At 47.7% G+C, this 19,704-nt stretch carries 17 protein-coding genes and 1 riboswitch; of the genes, 14 read left to right on the top strand and 3 right to left on the bottom strand.

Annotated features, from left to right (window positions below; translation table 11 throughout):
• Positions 1 to 114: 114 nt before the first annotated feature.
• Positions 115 to 1,107, bottom strand: coding sequence for a LacI family DNA-binding transcriptional regulator (locus ACTRXI_RS11095; RefSeq protein ID WP_474262490.1), 993 nt, complete (start codon positions 1,105 to 1,107; stop codon positions 115 to 117).
• A 267-nt stretch (positions 1,108 to 1,374) separates the two neighbouring features.
• Between ACTRXI_RS11095 and ACTRXI_RS11090 the strand changes: the two genes are divergently transcribed.
• The 5 genes from ACTRXI_RS11090 to ACTRXI_RS11070 all read left to right on the top strand — a co-directional run bounded on the left by ACTRXI_RS11090 (position 1,375) and on the right by ACTRXI_RS11070 (position 7,651).
• On the top strand, positions 1,375 to 2,649 hold the full coding sequence (locus ACTRXI_RS11090) for an ABC transporter substrate-binding protein (RefSeq protein WP_474262489.1): 1,275 nt from the start codon (positions 1,375 to 1,377) through the stop codon (positions 2,647 to 2,649).
• A gap of 71 nt (positions 2,650 to 2,720) precedes the next feature.
• Positions 2,721 to 3,581 carry a carbohydrate ABC transporter permease gene (locus ACTRXI_RS11085; RefSeq protein ID WP_474262488.1) on the top strand — a complete coding sequence of 287 codons (861 nt, stop codon included), beginning with the start codon at positions 2,721 to 2,723 and terminating at the stop codon, positions 3,579 to 3,581.
• Between the two features lie 5 nt (positions 3,582 to 3,586).
• Positions 3,587 to 4,408 carry a carbohydrate ABC transporter permease gene (locus ACTRXI_RS11080; RefSeq protein WP_474262586.1) on the top strand — a complete coding sequence of 274 codons (822 nt, stop codon included), beginning with the start codon at positions 3,587 to 3,589 and terminating at the stop codon, positions 4,406 to 4,408.
• A 46-nt stretch (positions 4,409 to 4,454) separates the two neighbouring features.
• Positions 4,455 to 6,134 carry a glycoside hydrolase family 13 protein gene (locus ACTRXI_RS11075; protein ID WP_474262487.1) on the top strand — a complete coding sequence of 560 codons (1,680 nt, stop codon included), beginning with the start codon at positions 4,455 to 4,457 and terminating at the stop codon, positions 6,132 to 6,134.
• Positions 6,131 to 7,651 (top strand): glycoside hydrolase family 32 protein, encoded by a 1,521-nt coding sequence (locus tag ACTRXI_RS11070; protein ID WP_474262486.1) that lies wholly within the window; start codon positions 6,131 to 6,133, stop codon positions 7,649 to 7,651. Before ACTRXI_RS11075 ends, ACTRXI_RS11070 begins: the two co-directional genes overlap by 4 nt.
• Positions 7,652 to 7,707: 56 nt before the next feature.
• On the opposite strand, the gene ACTRXI_RS11065 is transcribed toward ACTRXI_RS11070, so the two are convergent.
• The gene (locus tag ACTRXI_RS11065) at positions 7,708 to 8,616 is read right to left on the bottom strand and encodes a VOC family protein (RefSeq protein WP_474262485.1); all 909 of its coding nucleotides are present in this window, start codon (positions 8,614 to 8,616) and stop codon (positions 7,708 to 7,710) included.
• Positions 8,617 to 8,859: 243 nt separating this feature from the next.
• Between ACTRXI_RS11065 and ACTRXI_RS11060 the strand changes: the two genes are divergently transcribed.
• Positions 8,860 to 9,066, top strand: coding sequence for a hypothetical protein (locus tag ACTRXI_RS11060; RefSeq protein ID WP_474262484.1), 207 nt, complete (start codon positions 8,860 to 8,862; stop codon positions 9,064 to 9,066).
• Position 9,067: 1 nt separating this feature from the next.
• On the top strand, positions 9,068 to 9,640 hold the full coding sequence (locus ACTRXI_RS11055) for a Fic/DOC family protein (RefSeq protein ID WP_474262483.1): 573 nt from the start codon (positions 9,068 to 9,070) through the stop codon (positions 9,638 to 9,640).
• A gap of 34 nt (positions 9,641 to 9,674) precedes the next feature.
• Here the strand turns inward: ACTRXI_RS11055 and ACTRXI_RS11050 are convergent, their stop codons facing one another.
• Positions 9,675 to 10,310: a YitT family protein gene (locus ACTRXI_RS11050; protein WP_474262482.1), complete on the bottom strand. Its 636-nt coding sequence runs from the start codon at positions 10,308 to 10,310 to the stop codon at positions 9,675 to 9,677.
• 153 nt (positions 10,311 to 10,463) lie between these two features.
• On the opposite strand from ACTRXI_RS11050, the gene ACTRXI_RS11045 reads away from it, so the two are divergent.
• The 7 genes from ACTRXI_RS11045 to ACTRXI_RS11015 all read left to right on the top strand — a co-directional run bounded on the left by ACTRXI_RS11045 (position 10,464) and on the right by ACTRXI_RS11015 (position 19,701).
• Positions 10,464 to 10,913 carry an Lrp/AsnC family transcriptional regulator gene (locus ACTRXI_RS11045; protein WP_474262481.1) on the top strand — a complete coding sequence of 150 codons (450 nt, stop codon included), beginning with the start codon at positions 10,464 to 10,466 and terminating at the stop codon, positions 10,911 to 10,913.
• A gap of 89 nt (positions 10,914 to 11,002) precedes the next feature.
• A complete protein-coding gene (locus tag ACTRXI_RS11040; RefSeq protein WP_474262584.1) occupies positions 11,003 to 11,962 on the top strand; it encodes an AAA family ATPase in 960 nt (319 codons plus the stop codon).
• Positions 11,959 to 13,143, top strand: a complete 1,185-nt coding sequence (locus tag ACTRXI_RS11035; RefSeq protein WP_474262480.1) for a DUF58 domain-containing protein — start codon at positions 11,959 to 11,961, stop codon at positions 13,141 to 13,143. Before ACTRXI_RS11040 ends, ACTRXI_RS11035 begins: the two co-directional genes overlap by 4 nt.
• A 15-nt stretch (positions 13,144 to 13,158) precedes the next feature.
• On the top strand, positions 13,159 to 15,312 hold the full coding sequence (locus ACTRXI_RS11030; protein WP_474262479.1) for a transglutaminase TgpA family protein: 2,154 nt from the start codon (positions 13,159 to 13,161) through the stop codon (positions 15,310 to 15,312).
• A 31-nt stretch (positions 15,313 to 15,343) separates the two neighbouring features.
• Positions 15,344 to 15,444: riboswitch (purine riboswitch) on the top strand.
• 207 nt (positions 15,445 to 15,651) lie between these two features.
• A complete protein-coding gene (gene guaA, locus ACTRXI_RS11025) occupies positions 15,652 to 17,196 on the top strand; it encodes a glutamine-hydrolyzing GMP synthase (RefSeq protein ID WP_474262478.1) in 1,545 nt (514 codons plus the stop codon).
• Between the two features lie 88 nt (positions 17,197 to 17,284).
• A complete protein-coding gene (locus ACTRXI_RS11020) occupies positions 17,285 to 18,598 on the top strand; it encodes an NCS2 family permease (protein WP_474262477.1) in 1,314 nt (437 codons plus the stop codon).
• Between the two features lie 107 nt (positions 18,599 to 18,705).
• Positions 18,706 to 19,701 (top strand): acrylyl-CoA reductase family protein, encoded by a 996-nt coding sequence (locus ACTRXI_RS11015; RefSeq protein WP_474262476.1) that lies wholly within the window; start codon positions 18,706 to 18,708, stop codon positions 19,699 to 19,701.
• Positions 19,702 to 19,704 lie beyond the last annotated feature (3 nt).

Genomic DNA, 19,704 nt, shown 5'->3' with positions numbered 1-19,704 from the left:
TCAATCAATATTTATCATATCAGCTGAATTTCTTTCTGTCCATGTTTTCCTATACAAGCAGAGCAAATAAAACAACTTCCGCCTTTTCCAAGAGGGAAGTTGTTTTATTATTTTTCAGGTAGTGTCACCTTTAATCAACTGAACGTCGAGGACGATGTTTTGATTATGCTTTCGGTCATCCTGCCGTTCAATATTATTGATTAAGGAAAACGCAAGCGATTCTCCCAATTTATCGAGTGGCTGCTGAATGGTAGTCAGCCTGGGTGTCTGCAGCATACGGGTGAAGCTGTGATTGTCATAGCCGATAATTTTCAGTTCATCAGGTACATGGATATGATGTCTTGAGGCATAAACATATAACGCGTAAGCGAGCAGATCGTTACTGCAGAAGATGCCGTCATAATTTTTAAGAACAGTACTGATCTGTTCTTCAATAAATTTATAATTATCTTCAAAGGTCGCTTCAATATAGGCACCTTCGATACTCCTATAAGCGACGCCTGCTTTCATAGCTGTTAATTCAAAGGCGTCCTTGCGCCGGTTGGCAAGCAGGTCGTATTCGAGCGGTCCCGAAATATGAAGGATTTTTTTGCACCCGCTCTCAATGAGGTGTCTGGTGGCAATCTCTCCGCCTTGATAGTTATCACTGGCGACATAGGGAATAGAAGGGGAAATCACGCGGTCAAAGGAGATAACCGGCATTTCTTCATGTTCATATTTTTCGGTAGACAATGTATGACTGCATACAATAATACCGTCCGCCCGGTTCTGGCGGAGCATATTTATATAATTGGCTTCCTTTTCGGCATCGTGCAGAGAATTACAGACGATGATTTTGTAATGCCGGCCAATTGCGTAAGCTTCAATTTCATTAATCAGTTCAGAAAAGAATGGATGTGCCAGGTCCGGCACAATTACGCCGATTAACCCCGAACGGCTGCGCTGCAGCGACCGGGCGATCTGGTTCGGCTGGTAATCAAGATCCTTCATAGCTTTTTCCACCCGGTTTCTTGTTTCTTTTCCAATATAGCCGCGGTTGTTCATAACTCTTGAAACAGTGGTCACGGAAACCCCGGATAATTTTGCGACATCTTTGATGCTGGACATAGGCACCTTCTCTCCCTCAAACAAACATTCTTCTAATTCTATTATAACTTATTTCACAAGGGCATCTTTTATGAAAACGTTAACTTATAATTTATAATTAAATAATCTATTAAAAATGCTTATTTGTAAAGGCTTTAATGAAAATAAAAACAGTGAAGGAGAATAATATGACTTATTTTTATGAAAACGTTTGACATATAATTTTAAATACGTATAATGCAACTTGAAAGCACTTACAAAAAATGAACGCCTAAGGGAGTGTGCACCGTGAAAAAACCTGCCCTCTGTTTAATCGCTTTTTCAGCTTTAGGACTTAGCGGCTGCTCGTTTGAATCGTTTGGAGCAGATGATGACCGTACAGAAGTAGAAATCATGACGGGAAAAGTAGAAATTAACGATGCCTTTGAAGAACTGGCCAGGGAATACGAAGAAGAAAATCCGGATGTGAATATTCAAATTACAAGCGTAGGCGGAGGATCAGACTATCTGGGCACGCTGAAATCTCGTTTTTCTTCGGGAGATGCACCGGATGTATTTAGCGTAGCTGGTCCCAGGGAACTGCAGCAGTTTGATCAGTATGTGAAGGATTTATCGGACACCGAGTCAGCTGAAACAGCTCTTGATGGCACTCTGGAGCAGGTAAGTGAAGGAAACGAAGTGTACGGACTGCCGTTCAACTACGAAGGCTATGGACTGATTTATAATAAACGTATTTTTGAAGAGGCCGGAGTTAATGCTGATGACATTCAGACATATGAAGATTTAGAAGCAGCGGTACAGACAATGGACAGCCAAAAAGAAGAGCTTGGTATTGACGGAGTATTCGCTTTTCCAGGAAAAGAATCCTGGGTCATTGGCGGCGATCTTGGCAACGCTTATCTGTCGCCTGAATTTAATGAAAGCGGTACAGAAGCATATGAGGCAGAAACAGTAGATTTCGAACGCGAAGATGAGTATCAGCGGATGTTTGATTTACAGGCGGAATATTCGATTACTCCGGTTCTCAGCATGACCTATGCCCAGCAGGTGGAGGAATATTTTGCCCAGGGTGATACCGCGATCATCCAGCAGGGGAACTGGGTGTATCCGTCGCTTGCTCAGGCAGATGAAGAGTTTGCGAACGAAGATATAGGCATGATGCCGATTCCGGTGGAAGGGCATGAAGGAGAAATACCGGTCGGCGTCCCGAACTATTGGGCAGTAAACAAGGATAACGATGATCAAAGCATCCAGGAAGCAGAGGCGTTTCTGGACTGGATGAACAATTCTGAAACCGGCAAAGATGCTGTCTTAAATGACTTTAACTTTGTACCGGCCTATGAAGATTACGATACATCGCAAATTTCCGATCCCTTATCCCAGCAGGTAAACGAAAGCATTCAGAACGATGAAACACTGAACTGGATTAAACTGAGCTATCCAAATGCATGGGATGGTTTCCTCGGCTCTCAAATGCAGCGCTACTTAAGCGGTGATTATACGTGGGACGAAGCGATAGAAGCTTCGAAGGAAGAATGGAAAGAAGAACGTTCGACAGAATAGAGCGGTAAAAACCGGTAATTTCATAAAGAATATATAAAAGATACATTATGAGCAATGTCAGGAGGAGTACGATGAATGATCGGAGTTTAGCATATTGGTTATTTTTGGCCCCAGTACTCATTGCCCTCGGAGCAGTGGTTGTTCTCCCGTTTTTATACGGATTCGGTTTGTCGTTTACCAATTGGAATGGGGTGTCCATCAGCAGCTTCGTCGGACTGGAAAACTACATCAGCCTTTTTCAGGACGGTGAGTTCCGCAACGCCTTTTGGTTCACACTTTTATTTGCCGTCGCGACAGTCATATTGCTGAATATTTTTGGTCTCGGTCTTGCTTTGCTCGTGACCAGAAGCTTAAAAAGCAGCAATCTGCTTAGGACTGTTTTCTTTATGCCGAATCTGATTGGCGGCTTGATTCTTGGCTTCATCTGGCAGTTCATTTTCGTTAACGTGTTCAGTGAAATAGGAACGGCTTTAAATATTGAAGCGATGCAGGGGTGGCTTTCTACGACCGCCACCGGATTCTGGGGGCTTGTGATTCTTACCGCCTGGCAGATGTCCGGATATATCATGGTTATCTATATTGCTTATCTGCAGAGCATTCCCGGTGATTTGATTGAAGCTTCAAAAATCGACGGGGCAGGGGCTTTTGAACGCTTCAAAAGTATATTGTTTCCGCTGCTCGCCCCAGCCTTTACGGTCAGCATGTTTTTAACGCTTTCGACTGGTTTTAAGCTTTATGACCAGAATCTGTCACTGACAAATGGCGGCCCGTTCGACTCAACCCAGATGCTTGCCATGGACATCGTGAGGACGGCATTCGTCGAAAACGATATGGCTTATGCCCAGGGTAAAGCTGTGATTTTCTTTATTATCGTAACGGCGATTGCACTCGCCCAGGTTTACTACAACAAACGCCGGGAGGTTGAAATGTAATGAGTATGACCAAAGCCGAAAAACGCAGACTGGTGCCGCTTGAAATTGTGGGAATAGTCCTTGGAGTGCTATGGTTAATTCCTTTTTATCTGATGCTTACCAACGCTTTTAAAACACCGGACGGAATTTTTGAAAGCGTTATGGCTCTGCCTGGCACCTTTGTATGGCAGAATTTCATTACGGCCTTTCAGGAGCTCGAGTTTCTAAAATCCTTATTTAATTCTGTTATGATTACCGGTGTGAGCATCGCCGTGATTGTTATATTTTCCTCGATGGCAGCCTATGCGCTCGCCCGGAATCCGAGCAGGCTCAGCACGACGCTGCTGTTTGTATTCGTGGCCGCTATGCTTATTCCGTTTCAGTCCGTAATGATTCCTCTTACATCGATCTTCGGTCAGGTGAACCTGCTGAACGGAGCCGGCCTGATTTTTATGTATCTTGGTTTTGGTTCGAGTCTGGCTATATTTTTATACCACGGGGCGCTCAAAAGCATTCCAAAATCGATGGATGAAGCAGCAATTATTGACGGAGCCAATCGTTTTCAAATGTTTTGGTTTGTTATCTTTCCGCTGTTAAAACCGATCACAGTAACTGTTGCCATTTTAAATGTTATCTGGATCTGGAACGATTATTTGCTGCCGTCACTGGTGCTCGGCCAGGACAATGCAACAATTCCGCTGAAAATGTTCTATTTCTTCGGCCAGTATACGACTCAGTGGCATTTGGCACTCGCCGGTCTTGTGCTTGCAGTGGTTCCAGTTATTATTTTCTACTTTATAGCTCAAAAACAAATTATCGAAGGAGTTTCGGAAGGCGCGGTGAAATAAAAAGCCGCAATACTACCATTTTTATTTACAGAGGGGCGTATAAACAATGGAGCAGACATGGTGGAAGGAAACGGTCGTCTACCAAATTTACCCGAGAAGCTTTATGGATGCAGACGGGGACGGGATTGGCGATATCGCTGGAATTATTTCGAAGCTCGACTATCTGCAGGAGCTTGGTATCGGGGTGATATGGGTATGTCCGGTATATGCCTCGCCTAATGACGACAATGGATACGACATTAGTGATTATCAGGCGATTATGCCGGAGTTTGGGACGATGGAGGATTTTGACAGGCTGCTCGGGGAAGTGCATCAGCGGGGAATGCGCCTGATCATGGATCTGGTCATTAACCATACGTCCGATGAGCATCCATGGTTTGTGGAGTCTCGTTCTTCCAAAGAGAGTGAATACCGGAACTACTACATCTGGCGGCAGCCGGAAAATGGCGCGGAGCCAAATAATTGGGGGTCCATTTTTGAAGGGTCGGCCTGGGAATGGGACGAGGGTACCAAAGAGTATTTTCTGCACATCTTCTCCCGTAAGCAGCCGGACCTGAACTGGGAAAACCCGGATGTCCGCCGTGATCTGTACGATATGGTCAACTGGTGGCTCGATAAAGGAATTGATGGATTTCGCATAGATGCTATTTCCCATATTAAAAAGAAACCCGGCCTTCCGGACGTACCAAATCCGAATAATGAAGACTATCCGCCTTCATTCGACGGTCATTTAAACCAGCCAGGCATTCAGGCATACCTTGAGGAACTAAAGAAAGAAACGTTCGACCATTACGATATTATGACTGTCGGAGAAGCCAACGGAGTAACAATTGAAGAAGCGGACGCATGGGTTGGGGAGACAAACGGCAAATTTAATATGATCTTTCAATTTGACCACGTTGATTTATGGGGAAAAGGAGGCGACAGCCGGCCGGACATTTTTGCGTTGAAAGAAATTTTTGCTAAGTGGCAGAAGGGGCTGGACGGTATCGGCTGGAACGCTTTGTTTTTAGAGAATCATGACCTGCCGCGTTCAGTATCTACATGGGGAGACGCAGATAACTATTGGTATGAAACGGCCACGGGGCTTGCAACGATGTACTTTTTCATGCAGGGAACCCCGTTTATTTATCAAGGGCAGGAGATCGGTATGACCAACGTCGAATTCCCGTCCATTGAAGATTACAATGATATTGCCATTCGGAACCTTTATCATAAGGAACGTCAGGCAGGAACGCCGCACGAAAATATTATGAAAACAATCTGGAAGACCGGCCGTGACAACTCCCGCACCCCGATGCAGTGGGACAGCAGTCCGTCCGCCGGCTTTACGACAGGCACGCCCTGGCTGAAGGTTAATCCGAATTATTCTACGATTAACGTCGAACAGGAAAAAAAGAGATCCCCGTCTGTATTTACTTACTATCAAACATTAATACGGCTGCGTCAGAAATGGAAAACGCTTATATACGGCTCATTTGACCTTGCGCTTCCGGACCACCCGCAGGTTATGGCGTATATAAGAACTCTTGAGGGTACCAGAATGCTTATTATGGTGAATCTTTACGATACTAAAACAAGCTGTGAGCTCCCCGGGGAATTTGCAGTCCAGGCTCCGGACCTGATATTAAATAATTACGGAGATACCCGGGCAGAGGGGATAAAGGAAATCACCCTGCGGCCGTTTGAAGCTGTCGTTTACGCTTTAGGGGGTGCCGGTACATGAATCATCAGCAGCAAATAAACGAAGCAGTGAAAGGCATTGCATCCATACAAAAGAAAAACAAAAAGGAGTACTGGCGTCCCGCCTTTCATATTACAGCTCCTGTATCTTGGATGAACGATCCTAACGGCTTCAGTATGTTTAAGGGTGAATATCATTTGTTTTATCAGTATCACCCGTACTCACCGGAATGGGATAACATGCACTGGGGCCATGTTAAAAGCCCGGACCTTGTCCATTGGGAGCATCTTCCGCCCGCGCTGGCGCCAAGCGAACCATATGATATGGATGGCTGCTTTTCGGGAAGTGCCGTGGAGGCGGACGGACAGTTAGTCTTAATGTATACAGGTAATGTGTGGACGGGCCCGGACCCGGATGAAGATTTAAAGCAGGTTCAGTGTCTGGCCACAAGTTCAGATGGTCTCCGGTTTGAAAAGCACGTTCAAAATCCTGTTATATCAGAAGCCCCTGCAGGAGGAGTACATCCGAATCATTTCCGGGATCCAAAAGTGTGGAGAGAAAATGATTATTATTATGCAGTGCTTGGCTCCCGGACAGAAGACAACGTCGGCCAGGTGCTTCTTTACCGGTCAGAAGACCTTCTGGATTGGGAATTCGTGAACATACTGGCAGCAGGCCGGGGAAATATGGGCTACATGTGGGAATGCCCGGATCTTTTACGGCTTGACGGCTTTGACGTGCTTGTGATGTCCCCGCAGGGCGTGCTCCCGGAAGGGGAACGGTATCATAATCTGCACCAGGCGGTGTTTGCCGTAGGTGACCTGGACCTCGAGAAGGGAACGTTTGATTTTGACGTGTTCCACCCGCTCGATCATGGTTTTGATTTTTACGCCCCGCAGACAACGCTGGACCGCTTTGGGCGCAGAATCGTTATCGGATGGTTTGCGATGTGGGAAAGTGATATGCCGGAAAAAGAAGAATTGTGGGCTGGTGCGATGAGCCTGCCGCGCGTTTTGTCCTGTGAAGCGGGCCTATGGAAAAGCCGGCCTCTGCCGGAATTGGCAGACCTGCGCGGAGAAGAAGTGAAACACCGCGGCGTCATCATTGAAGATGAAGGACAGATGGAAGGTGTCGAAGGAAACTGTCTGGAGCTTCAGGTTGTTATAGATCCGCTAAAGGCAGAAGAAAGTGGTTTGGACATTCTCGCAAATGAAGGTACAGGGGAAAAAACGAAGCTTGTATATAATACACACGAGCAAAAAATAACGCTTGATCGTGAAAAGTCCGGCAGGGGGCCCGGAGGAACAAGAACGACAGACGTTGTTCTGGAAAAAGGCCTCTTGTATCTGCATATTTTTATCGATCACTCCACGGTAGAAGTATTTATGCAGGACGGGGAAAAGGTGATGAGTGCCCGCGTTTACCCGGCAGAAGCTTCTACCGGCATCCGCTTTTTCAGTGACAGGGCAGTAGAGCTGGTTGAAATCCGGAAATGGGAGCTTTCAAAAAGTATATCGGCCGCAGCATTTGATATGCAGCTGTTATCAAAAAATGAATAATAAAAGCAGCCGTATTTTTAGATGCGGCTGCTTTTTATCGTGCGCACTGCGAAAGGTTATTCAGTCAGCTGGACTATCTTAGCAGAAGACAGGGCGGTATTCGGGGAATTTACGGTAAGGCATACGACAATGCCCGAAGGATCGGTAACGTAAAAAGCATGTTTTTCGCGGTGAAAAGGATAACCGGCGGCCTCCAGCCTGTCGGCAACAGACTTCAGAGCCCGGTCAGAGGGAAGCACAAGTGTGTACATATCGATGCCGGTATTTCGTATAGATGCTTTAGGAGCCTGTGCTCCTGCCCATGGATTAAGCCCGATATGGTGATGATAGCCGCCGGCAGCAACAAAAAAAGCAGGGAATTTCTGCGGGTCGGCGGTCAGTCCAAGTCCAAGCACTTCTACATAAAAATGATAAGCCTCCTCCATGTCGTGCACATGAAGATGAACATGTCCCATCACAGTTCCGGCAGGAATATCGTGCCACTGCGTATTTTTTCCCGCCTGAAGCAGCTGTTGTTCATGAAGGGGCTCCACGGTCATGTGCACGAATCCGTTGCTGTCATATAGCCATTCTGTTCGGGGGCGGTCACGGTAAACCTCGATACCGTTTCCGTCTGGATCAGTCAGATAGAGAGCTTCGCTGACACTGTGATCAGAGGCTCCGAACCGCTCACCAGTGCTGTGCAGATGACGGATGAAAGCTCCAAGGGACGCACGGTCCGGAAGAAGAACAGCAAAGTGGTACAGCCCGGCATATGTGCGCGGGGGAGTGATCGAACCCTCCACTTCCCGAAGCATGACGAGAGGGAGTGCGTCTGACGGCACGCCGAGAACTGCGGCAGAAGATGAGCGTCTGAGTATCCGGAGGCCGATCACGTTTTCGTAATAAGCAGCGGCCCGTCCGATATCCTGCACGCGGAGCTGCACAGGCCCGACAGAAACAGCGGGATCAATCACATTAGTCATGCGTAAACCCTCCTCTAATTTTTATTATAGTATGCAGGTGTATGTAGAGTTCATCATACTAGGAAAAGGCTCAGGCATGGAAGTACCCACTTTAAAGTGGTATAGTATCCCAAACGATACTAACGAAGGCCGCACCTGAAAAACCGCTCAAAAAAAGGATTTTCTTTTACCCTGGGCAGGAGAGAGCGGGAGGAAACGAGAAGAAAGCAAAATAGTTTCATTACAGGCAGGGGAGGGCAAACAATGCATGAAAAACACGGCTTGTCCGCAGTGGACAAATACGATTTCCCGGATACGCCCGAAGAACAGGAGCTTAAGAACGCGATTGTTTCTGCAGAAGTAGAAGGTTTTGTTTTTTCAGAAAAAGATATCGAAGCCGTGCGGAAGCTTCGCGACGGGCAAATGACGATTAAAGAAGTGACAGCTTCTGTAGCGGAAGGGCGTTTATAATATGAGCGAATCCTATTACACGTATGGAGACAGCGGAGTGCTTATAAACAAAATGAATTTTCGGGAAGCAGCCAAAGCAGAGAAAATCGAGCAGATTATTACAACGTACCGTCTGCAGCAGATGATGACGGCAAAAAAGGTGCTTGGCTCCTTTGATGAAGAGCATATACGGCGTATTCACCGGCGGCTGTTTTCTGATGTATACGCCTGGGCTGGAGAATTTCGGACGGTGGATCTTGCTAAAGGAAGAACATCCTTTCTGCCTGCAGCATTTATCGACAGAGGTCTGCGTCATCTAAGAGACTCCGTCCAGGAAAAAAATAAACTGACGTACAGAGACAGAGAAGCTTTCGCCGAAGCCTTTGCCCCAGTTTATAATGACCTTAATCACATTCATCCATTCCGTGAAGGAAATGGCAGAACACAGCGGGAGTTCGTTCGCCAAATTGCCTGGCACCATGGCTTTGACATGAAGTACACGCCGCTTCAGCAGGAAAAGCTGTTTGAAGCTTCTGTGGCTGATGATGAAAAGAAAGCAGCTGCAGCACTGGCGGGGGGCTTGACTGAAAGCTGAAAAAGCAGCCTCCCACGGGGAAGCTGCTTTTGATTTATTGTTTTTCGATCAGTGCACCCTGGCGTGAGGAACGGGGCTTCGCTTTAGGAACGGGCCTTGAAGCGGCGATTTTTCCTTTAGCTATGCTGAGCACAAAAGCAGTAGCAATAATGGATAGTGTGGAATAAGTGCCTGCGATTAAGCCGACAGAAGCAAGCCCAACGGCTACAGCGAGTACATCAAAGGATAAATTGACTTTGCCGGGATTCCACTGGAGCCGGCGCTGAAGAAATAATGCGAGAATGTTAGCGCCGCCGAGCGAGGTGTTGTTCATAAATAGTATCGATATGCCCGCGCCTATGCTGACACCGCCGAAAATGGCTCCAGCAGCCGGATGGATGCTGAAAGCAGGAAGAAAGTAACTCAGGCTTGTCAGCGCGGAAAGCAGAGACACTGCGGCGATTGTATTCAGCGTGAATTTCCATCCCATATGCACAACAGAAAACACATAAAAAGGCAGGTTAATGATAAAAAACACAGCCGAAAAAGACAACGGCAGGATGTAAGTCAAGCCGAGCGCCAGGCCTGCCGTGCCTCCGGTGACTAAATCAGCATGCTGGAGCAGAGTAATGCCGAAGGCAGCTAACAAACATCCGGCCAGGACTTGTAGTATGTTGGTTATGTTTATCAACGGTCGTCTCCCCTTCAACAATAGGATACTTCTAGTATAAGGAAAAAGATTCCAAGGTTGAATAATTATATGAAGGATAATAAGCTTAAAAATATTAAAAATGAATACATATCATATAATTTACATTCAAAAAGAAAGGTGAAGTGCGTTTGAATGGATCATATTGATGTTGAAATGCTCGAGATGCTTCAGGAGGATGGAAGAATATCAGTAAGTGATTTATCCAAGAAATTAAACTTAAGCCGTCCAAGCGTTTCTGAACGAATGATAAGGCTGCAGGAGAGAGGAATTATTGATCACTTCAGTGCAGTGGTTTCCCCGGAAGCAGTGGGCCGGGATACGCTTCTGATGATCCAGGTGAGCGAACTGAAGGATACGATCCCCCGTTTTGAAAAAATGATTGCAGAGGATACACGGGTACTGGAATGCCACCGGGTAACTGGGGAAGTAAGCTATTTTATTAAAGCAGCGGTAGAAGGAATGGACAGCCTGAGAGAGCTTGTTGATACCCTGATTTCCTACGGAAATATTAATACGTCAATTGTGTTGAAATCACCGGTGGAGCGGAGAAAAATACTGCCCGAAAACCGGGAGCAGGGATAGTCGGTTTTCTTTCTAGGGGTGGGTAATTGTGATAAGATTAATATGATTTAGAGAGCGAGAGCATATAAAGTAGGGGGAGAAAGATATTGGTGAACGAACGTGAAGCGTTGCAGCGTGTCATCGAAAACGTGCAGCAGGTCGTGGTCGGAAAAAAAGCTGAAATTGAATTAAGCCTGACAGCGCTCCTGGCCCGTGGGCATATCCTGCTTGAAGATGTGCCTGGCGTGGGAAAGACGATGATGGTGCGGGCAATTGCCAAATCCATTGGCGCTAGTTTTAAACGGATACAATTCACCCCGGACCTCCTCCCATCAGATGTTACAGGTGTGTCTATATATAACCAGCGGACGATGGAGTTTGAATTCCGTCCTGGTCCATTAATGGGAAACGTTCTGCTCGCAGACGAGATTAACCGTACTTCCCCGAAAACGCAGTCAGCCCTTCTCGAAGCGCTGGAGGAAAAAAGCGTAACAGTGGACGGCGAAACGAGAAGCCTCGAACGTTTATTTTTTGTAATGGCCACACAGAATCCGGTAGAGTACGGGGGGACGTATCCTCTGCCGGAAGCCCAGCTCGATCGTTTCCTGTTTAAGCTCCGGCTCGGTTATCCGACAGAAGAGCAGGAGATAGAAGTGCTCGAGCGCGTGGAATTCACCCATCCAATTGACGAGCTTTCCTCTGTAATGAGTCTTGAAGACGTTTTAAAGGCTCAGGAACTCGTGAAAAACGTGCATGTAGACCAGTCAGTGAAACAGTATATTGTTTCCATCGTGCGGGAAAGCAGAAACCACCGCGATATTTATCTTGGCGTCAGTCCAAGAGGGTCAATTGCGCTGATGAAGGTGTCACAGGCATATGCTTTTGTGAGAGGAAGAGACTATGTGACTCCGGATGACGTGAAGTATCTTGCGCCATTTGTTATGGGCCACCGTCTTATTCTGCAGACAGACCAGCAGATGGCGGATAAAGACGGGGAAACTGTAGTGCGGGACATTTTATCGAGTGTGCGTGTGCCGGCATCAGACAGTGATTCGGCGGTACGCCCATGACTCGGTTTTTAAAAATCGGAAGAAAAGTAATGCAGCTGGCAGCTGTTGTGGCTGCATTAGCTGTATTATTTATTTACGCTATGTTTCAGGGAGGCTTTGTCAGCTGGTTTTTATTTTACAGTGTGACAACTCTTGCGGTAATGCAATTATTATTGTTAATTTATCCACTTCGTTCTTTAAAGGCAGAGCGCAGGCTGACAGCTGAGATGCTTTCATTCAACGGCTCTGCAGAAGTCGAGGTTACGCTGAAAAAAAGAATTCCGTTTCCACTGATATATGTAAAAATCCGGGATCACCAGCCGTACGGAATCAGGGACTGGGAAACGTCCGCTGAAACCCTGGTGTTCCCTTTTTTTCAAAGGGAGGCCTCCTATTCTTACAGTATTAGGGGCAGACGGCGGGGAAAGCACACCATCGACTATCTCCGCGTTCGCTCCGGTGATCTGTTTGGCTTTGTGGAGAAGGATTATGATATTCCAGTTTCTTCCACAGTAGTGGTGCTTCCAAGAATGAGAAAATTAGCGAACTGGAATACAGCGGCAGATAGCTCCTCTGAAGCAGTATCGCTGTCGCAGCGGCTGCAAAGCGAATCTGTGAATGTGGCAGGAGTTCGCGATTACACTCCCGGGGACCGGATGGCAAACATTGACTGGAAGGTAACGGCCCGGGCCGGAAAGCTTGTCACGAAAGAATTTGAATCCGAAAAAGGAGAGGGTTATTTTCTGCTGCTTGAAAACGCCGTTGATATAACGTCTGAATTATTTGAAACCGCGGTGGAATTTGCTGCTTCTTTGACGGAGTATGCCTATCAGATGAAAATGCCGATTGGCTGCGGGGTCACGGCTTCCGAGCAGGTCCTGCAGCAACCAGGAACCTCGAAAGAGCATTTTCAGCGTATTTATCAGAGTCTGGCGTATGTAGAATTGAATACAGAAGCAGAGGCCTCGCCGTTTTTACGCCAGGCCCCGGGGCTTGAAGCATTAATTTATGTTACCCCGGTACTTTCTGAAATTAGAATTAAAGAATTAAAACAGTGGGCCGGCCAGAAGCGTTCCATCATTGTAGCGCTGCTTTCTGATGAGAGCGGAGTCTCGCGCCGCGAAGGTGTGGAAGCACTGCGGCATACCAATATTCATATCTACTATATTCAGCCGGGCGAGGATGGTTTTGAATTGTTATAGAGGAGGCATAATTATTTGGTTAAACCGGAGCATACCTGGAAAAAGTTGATTGTTTATATTCTTGGTTATTTCCTGCTGGCAGAATGGCTGCTGCCTCTGCCGGAAGCTACCGGAACAGGTTCAGTTACTGTATTTATGGTTGTTTCTGCCGCTTTTTTTGTTGTCATTTATCTGCGTCCACCCTGGTGGACGATTATTGGCATCGTACTTTTGGTCATACTGACAGGCATAAACACTGTTTTTTACGAGGAGTCGCTGCTGCAGCCGGGCTGGCTGGTTTCCCTGGCTGCAGAAGTACAGACAAATATTGGTTATATTATCAGCGGCCAGTGGTACGCATTAACTGATATGTTCCGCAGTGTGTTGTTTATGCTTCTGCTCGCTATTATGAGCTATTTGATTTATTTCTGGGTAGTTCAATCCCGCCGAATTTTATTTTTTCTGACGTTTACAATAATTTATATTGGCGTGATGGATACTTTTTTCGAATACGATGGAATGTTTGCGGTAATCCGTACTTTTGTTATAGGATTTTTGCTTTTAGGACTGCTTCAGTGGGATCGTATCGTATCACGTGCGGAAGACAGGCAGGCACAGAGAAAGGTCTTTAGCCGGTGGATGCTGATTATGGCTGTCTTTTTGATTATAGCCGGGGGCGTTGGCGTGCTTGCTCCCAAAAGTGAACCACGGTGGCCTGACCCCGTTCCGTTTTTAACGTGGGGAGAAAGCAGCACCGGAAGCAGCCAGGGCGTACAGAAGATTGGCTATGACGATACCGATGAACGTCTGGGCGGCGGATTTCAAATGAGTGATATGCCGGTGTTTACTGCCTCCGGTGATATTAACGGCTACTGGCGGGGCGAAGCTAAAAATGTTTACACCGGTCTTGGGTGGGAAGTGGATGCCCCTGATGAGACGTCTTCTGAGGCCGGCTTATATAATGAGAGTATCGAGACGGAAGAACAGGAAGTAAACGTTGAAATGGCAGAAACCCAGGAATTTGATTTTGCCTTTTATCCGGGTTCGTTTCTTTCTATTGAAGAAGACATAGAAGCATCGGTAGATACCTGGACAACCCAGGCGGAATTTGAGACTGGCGGGGAGCCGGCGTCGTTAACGAATTATACGGTGGCGTATGAAACGGCGGATTTCCCCGTAGAGCAGATGAGTGCTGTTACTGATGACTCAGAAGACCCGGAGGAAGTAACAGAATACTTCACACAGCTTCCGGACGATCTCCCGGGAGAAATTCAGGAGCTCGCCGAAGACCTTACCGAGGAAGATGATAACCGTTATGCAAAGGCAAGAGCGGTGGAAAGGTATTTGCGCGGTCCGGATTTTTCCTATCAAACGACAAACATCCCGGCTCCCTCGGAAGGCGGGGATTATGTCAGCCAGTTTTTGTTTGAATCACGGACCGGGTACTGCGACAATTACTCGACTTCGATGGCGGTGCTGCTCCGGACGCTGGATATACCGACACGCTGGGTAAAAGGGTTCACGGAAGGTGACCAGGCTCCGGGAAATGAAAACCAGGTGGAGGTCACCAATGAAAATGCGCATTCCTGGGTGGAAGTGTATTTTCCGGAGGTCGGATGGGTCCCGTTTGAACCGACGAAAGGTTTTTCTTCAGAGTTTAATTACACGTATGAAAACAATGAAGCCTCGGAAGAAGCACCTGAAATTGAAGATGAGCCGGCGGAGGAAGAAGCAGAAGCACCCGAAGAAGAGGAAACAACTCCTGAATCAGAAGAAGAGAACGAAGAAGAGCAGGAGGATACATCCGGGGGCGCCGGCATTGACTGGAGACTTCCGCTGTGGCCCTTTTTTGCAGCGGTTGTCCTCCTCCTTGGAGCCGGCTGGCTTTTCCGGAGGAAGCTGTTGGCCAGCTATCTTCTTTTCAAATACCGGCATATGCACTCCGATGCAGAGTTTCAAAGTGCCTATCAGGCACTGATAAGGCTGCTGCGGACAGCGCGCGTGAAACGAACCAATGGGGAAACACTGCGGGAATTTTCCGGGCGGGTGAATGACATTTACGGCAGCGGTGATATGGAACCACTGACTGAAAAATACGAACGTCTGTATTACGGGCGTAAAACCGGAGACGGAGCCGAACCGGAAACAGTTGCTGCATGGAAACGACTGGTAAAGAAAATCCGTTCTTGACCGGCTCATGACGGGCTGTTAAAATTTATTTCATGTTTACAGGTGAATACCTCGTATAGTTTGGGATCAGGCCCAAATGTCTCTACCTGGCCGCCGGAAAATGGCTGGACTACGAGGGCAGTGAAGGACAGAAAGCAGCCGAAGCGCCGCCGTATGTCCCCAGTTAAAAAGCTGCTTTCGTATAATGCGAAAGCAGCTTTTTTAGTCTGTAAAAAAAGACTTTCATTAAAATGTTTGACGTACGCCCGGCAATCGAAAACAGATAGTTGCCCGGAAGCAGGCATTCCTTTAAAGTGAACCTTGCACGTACATATTTGAAAACAGTTAGGGGTAGAAGCGATGAGCGTAGGAAATATCAGTGAAACGATTATTGTTCTGGACTTTGGCGGCCAGTATAATCAATTGATTACACGCAGAATCAGAGATCTCGGTGTTTTTAGTGAACTTCATCCGAACACGATCAGTGCAGAAAAAATTAAAGAATTAAATCCAGCGGGAATTATCTTTTCCGGCGGCCCGAACAGCGCGTATGTTGAAGGCGCGCTCACCTGTGATCCAGCTATTTTTGACCTTGACATTCCTATACTGGGTATCTGCTATGGGATGCAGCTGATGACGCTGCATTACGGCGGAAAAGTGGAAAAAGCCCAGCATCGGGAATACGGCAAGGCGGATATTCATGTGCAGGCGAATCCAGTATTATTTGAAGGACTGCCGAAAACCCAGAGCGTGTGGATGAGTCACGGCGACTTAATTGTTGAGCCACCAGAAGGTTTTACGGTCGACGCGACCAGTCCGTCATGCCCGGTAGCTTCCATGAGTGCTCCGGAGAAGAAAATGTACGGCGTTCAGTTCCATCCTGAAGTACGCCACACCCAGTTTGGCGATGATATCCTGAAAAACTTTGCCTACCGGGTCTGCGGATGCTCGAATGAATGGACGATGGCTAACTTTATCGATGAGCAGGTGGAAATTATCCGGGAACAGGTAGGCAGCCGTAATGTGCTGTGTGCGTTGAGCGGCGGTGTGGACAGCTCGGTAGCTGCGGCGCTTGTACACAAAGCGATCGGAGATCAGCTTACATGCATGTTTATTGATCACGGCCTGCTGCGTAAAGAGGAAGCGACAGGCGTCATGGAGTCTCTCGGACGCGGATTCCAAATGAATATCGTGAAAATAGACGCGGCCAAACGTTTTCTCGATCAGCTCGAAGGAGTGAGCGATCCGGAGCAAAAACGGAAGATTATCGGAAATGAATTTATCTACGTGTTTGAAGAAGAGGCAGGAAAGCTTGAAAACGTGGATTTTCTTGTCCAGGGCACGCTTTATACTGACGTCATTGAAAGTGGTACGGACACAGCTCAGACGATTAAGTCACACCATAATGTCGGCGGACTGCCGGAAGATATGAAATTCGATCTGATCGAGCCTCTGAATACGCTGTTTAAAGACGAAGTCCGCAAGCTCGGAACGGAGCTCGGAGTGCCGGATGAAATCGTGTGGCGCCAGCCATTCCCTGGACCGGGACTTGGCATTCGCGTACTCGGGGAAATTACGGAGCAGAAGCTCGAAATTGTCCGGGAATCGGATTATATTTTACGGGAGGAAATCAAGAATGCCGGTCTCGACCGGGAAATCTGGCAGTATTTTACGGCGCTTCCGGATATGCGGAGCGTTGGCGTAATGGGAGACAGCCGGACATATGATTACACTGTCGGAATCCGCGCGGTCACTTCAATTGATGGTATGACTTCGGACTGGGCCCGTATTCCATATGACGTTCTTGAAAAAATTTCCACCAGAATTGTCAATGAGGTGCAGCACGTCAACCGTGTCGTGTACGATATTACGTCTAAGCCGCCTTCGACCATTGAATGGGAGTAGGGGCTTGTGCGGTAAGCACTTAGTAAGTATATAATAGAAGCAGAGAGATTTTTGCCTGGGGAGAGCAAAGAGAGGAAGAGATAAGAGGATGGATCGTTTTTTTGAATTTACAAAGAATGAGACGAACTACAAGAAAGAATCGTTAGCCGGTTTAACGACTTTCCTTGCGATGGCGTATATTTTATTCGTCAACCCCAGTATTTTAGCCGAAGCCGGAATGAATGAGGCCGCCGTGTTTGTAGCGACAGCCCTGGCAGCAGCCATCGGGACACTGATCATGGGGCTGCTTGCCAGGTATCCGATTGCTCTGGCACCGGGGATGGGGCTCAATGCCTTTTTTACATATTCCGTTGTGCTGACAATGGGGATCCCCTGGGAGCTTGCTTTATTTGGGGTATTCTGCTCCGGAATGATCTTTATTGGTTTAACGACATTTGGCATTAGAGAAAAAATTATTAACGCAATTCCGGAGGAACTGAAATATGCGGTTTCTGCTGGTATTGGGCTGTTTATTGCTTTTGTCGGTCTGCAGGGAGCGCAGATTGTGGTGGCTGATGAGTCTACTCTTGTCACGCTTGGCACACTTACTTCCGGACCGGCTGCTCTTGCGGCTTTCGGACTGGTTGTTACCGTCATACTGATGACCCTTGGTATCCGTGGAGGTATTTTTTACGGGATGGTGATTACAGCTCTGGCTGGTATTTTGGTGGGTCAGATTCAGCCTCCGGGTCAGATTGTCTCCGGGGTGCCCAGCATCGCACCGACATTCGGGGCTGCTTTCACCTCTCTTACAGACTTTTCGTGGGATTCAAGCTTCATTATTGGGTTTATCGTAGTTGTTCTTACATTTTTGTTTGTCGACTTTTTTGATACTGCTGGAACTTTGTTTGCAGTAGCCAACCAGGCCGGCTTCGTAAAAGATAACAAACTGCCGCGTGCCGGGCGAGCCCTGGTGGCGGATTCATCTGCTACCGTGATCGGCTCGATTCTTGGAACGTCTACAACAACAGCATATATTGAGTCCTCAGCGGGCGTAGCTGTCGGAGGGCGCACCGGATTTGCTTCGATTATTACGGCACTGCTGTTTCTTGCCGCTTTGTTTTTCTCGCCGCTTCTCGGTGTGGTAACAAGTGCTGTAACGGCTCCCGCTCTTATTATTGTAGGGGCGCTGATGGTATCGTCGCTTCGCTTAATTGAGTGGCAGCGTCTCGAAATTGCCGTGCCTGCCTTTTTAACCGTCGTTTCGATGCCGCTCACCTACAGTATCGCGACCGGTATTGCCATGGGCTTTATCTTCTATCCGATCACGATGGTGCTGACGGGAAGAGGGAAACAGCTGAATCCGATTATGTACGCTCTGTTTTTTGTATTTATCATCTTTTTCCTGTTTTTAACACCGTAGCAAGCAGCACGTGCTTCCAAAAGGAGGCGCGTGCTTTTTGTTTAGCCCGCATAAAATAAAACTTTTATGGGAATAGGGCAGAAGATCATTTTATGGAGGTGGAAAGTATGAGCACATTTAAGGCGCTGGTCGTGGATAAAAACGATCAGGGAGAAGTTACAAAAGAAGTACGTACACTGGAGGAAAAGGATCTGCCTGAAGGCGACGTCACCATTGATGTACACTATTCAAGCATCAACTATAAAGACGGCCTGGCAGCAGTACCTAAAAGCCAGATTGCACAGGGCTATCCACTGATTCCGGGCATCGATCTCGCCGGCATTGTCGCTTCGTCCAGTGACTCGAGGTATCAGGAGGGCGACGAGGTGCTCGTTACAGGATATGAACTGGGTGTTGCCCATCACGGCGGTTACGCAGAAAAAGCAAGAGTGCCTGTTGACTGGGTGGTAAAACTTCCGGAGGGGATGACTCCGAGAGAAGCCATGATTTTTGGAACTGCCGGGTTTACAGCAGGATTATCGGTCGTGCGCCTGGAAGAGGAAGGAGTCAGACCGGATCAGGGCGAGATTGTTGTAACCGGTGCTACTGGCGGCGTTGGAAGCATGGCTGTAGCGATGCTTCACTCCCTCGGATATGATGTGGCAGCTGTTACCGGGAACGCCGAAGCCCATGATTATCTTCGGAATATTGGGGCAGGACGTATTCTCTCCCGCGAAGATGTAAATCCGGACAAGCGCAAGCCGCTCGGCAAAGCGATGTGGGCCGGGGCCGTCGACCCAGTTGGGGGAGAGACGCTCGCCTACCTGCTGAGTACGATGAAGTATCACGGCACTGTAGCAGTCAGCGGACTTACCGGAGGGACGGACGTGCCTACGACAGTACATCCGTTTATTTTACGTGGTGTCAACCTGGCCGGGATTGATTCGGTGTACTGCCCGGCAGAAAAAAGACAGTATGTATGGAACCGTCTCGCAAGCGACCTGAAAGTACAATCACTGCTTGATACGATTGCAAGCGAGACCACCCTGGATGATTTGGCGGAGGATCTTGACGCTATTTTGGAAAGCCGGATCCAGGGCCGCCGGATCGTCGCTTTGAAATAACAA

Source organism: Marinococcus sp. LNHM4E3-1, assembly GCF_056034405.1.
Note: the sequence above shows the minus strand (reverse complement) of the source record. Positions and strands in the feature narration are given on the sequence as shown.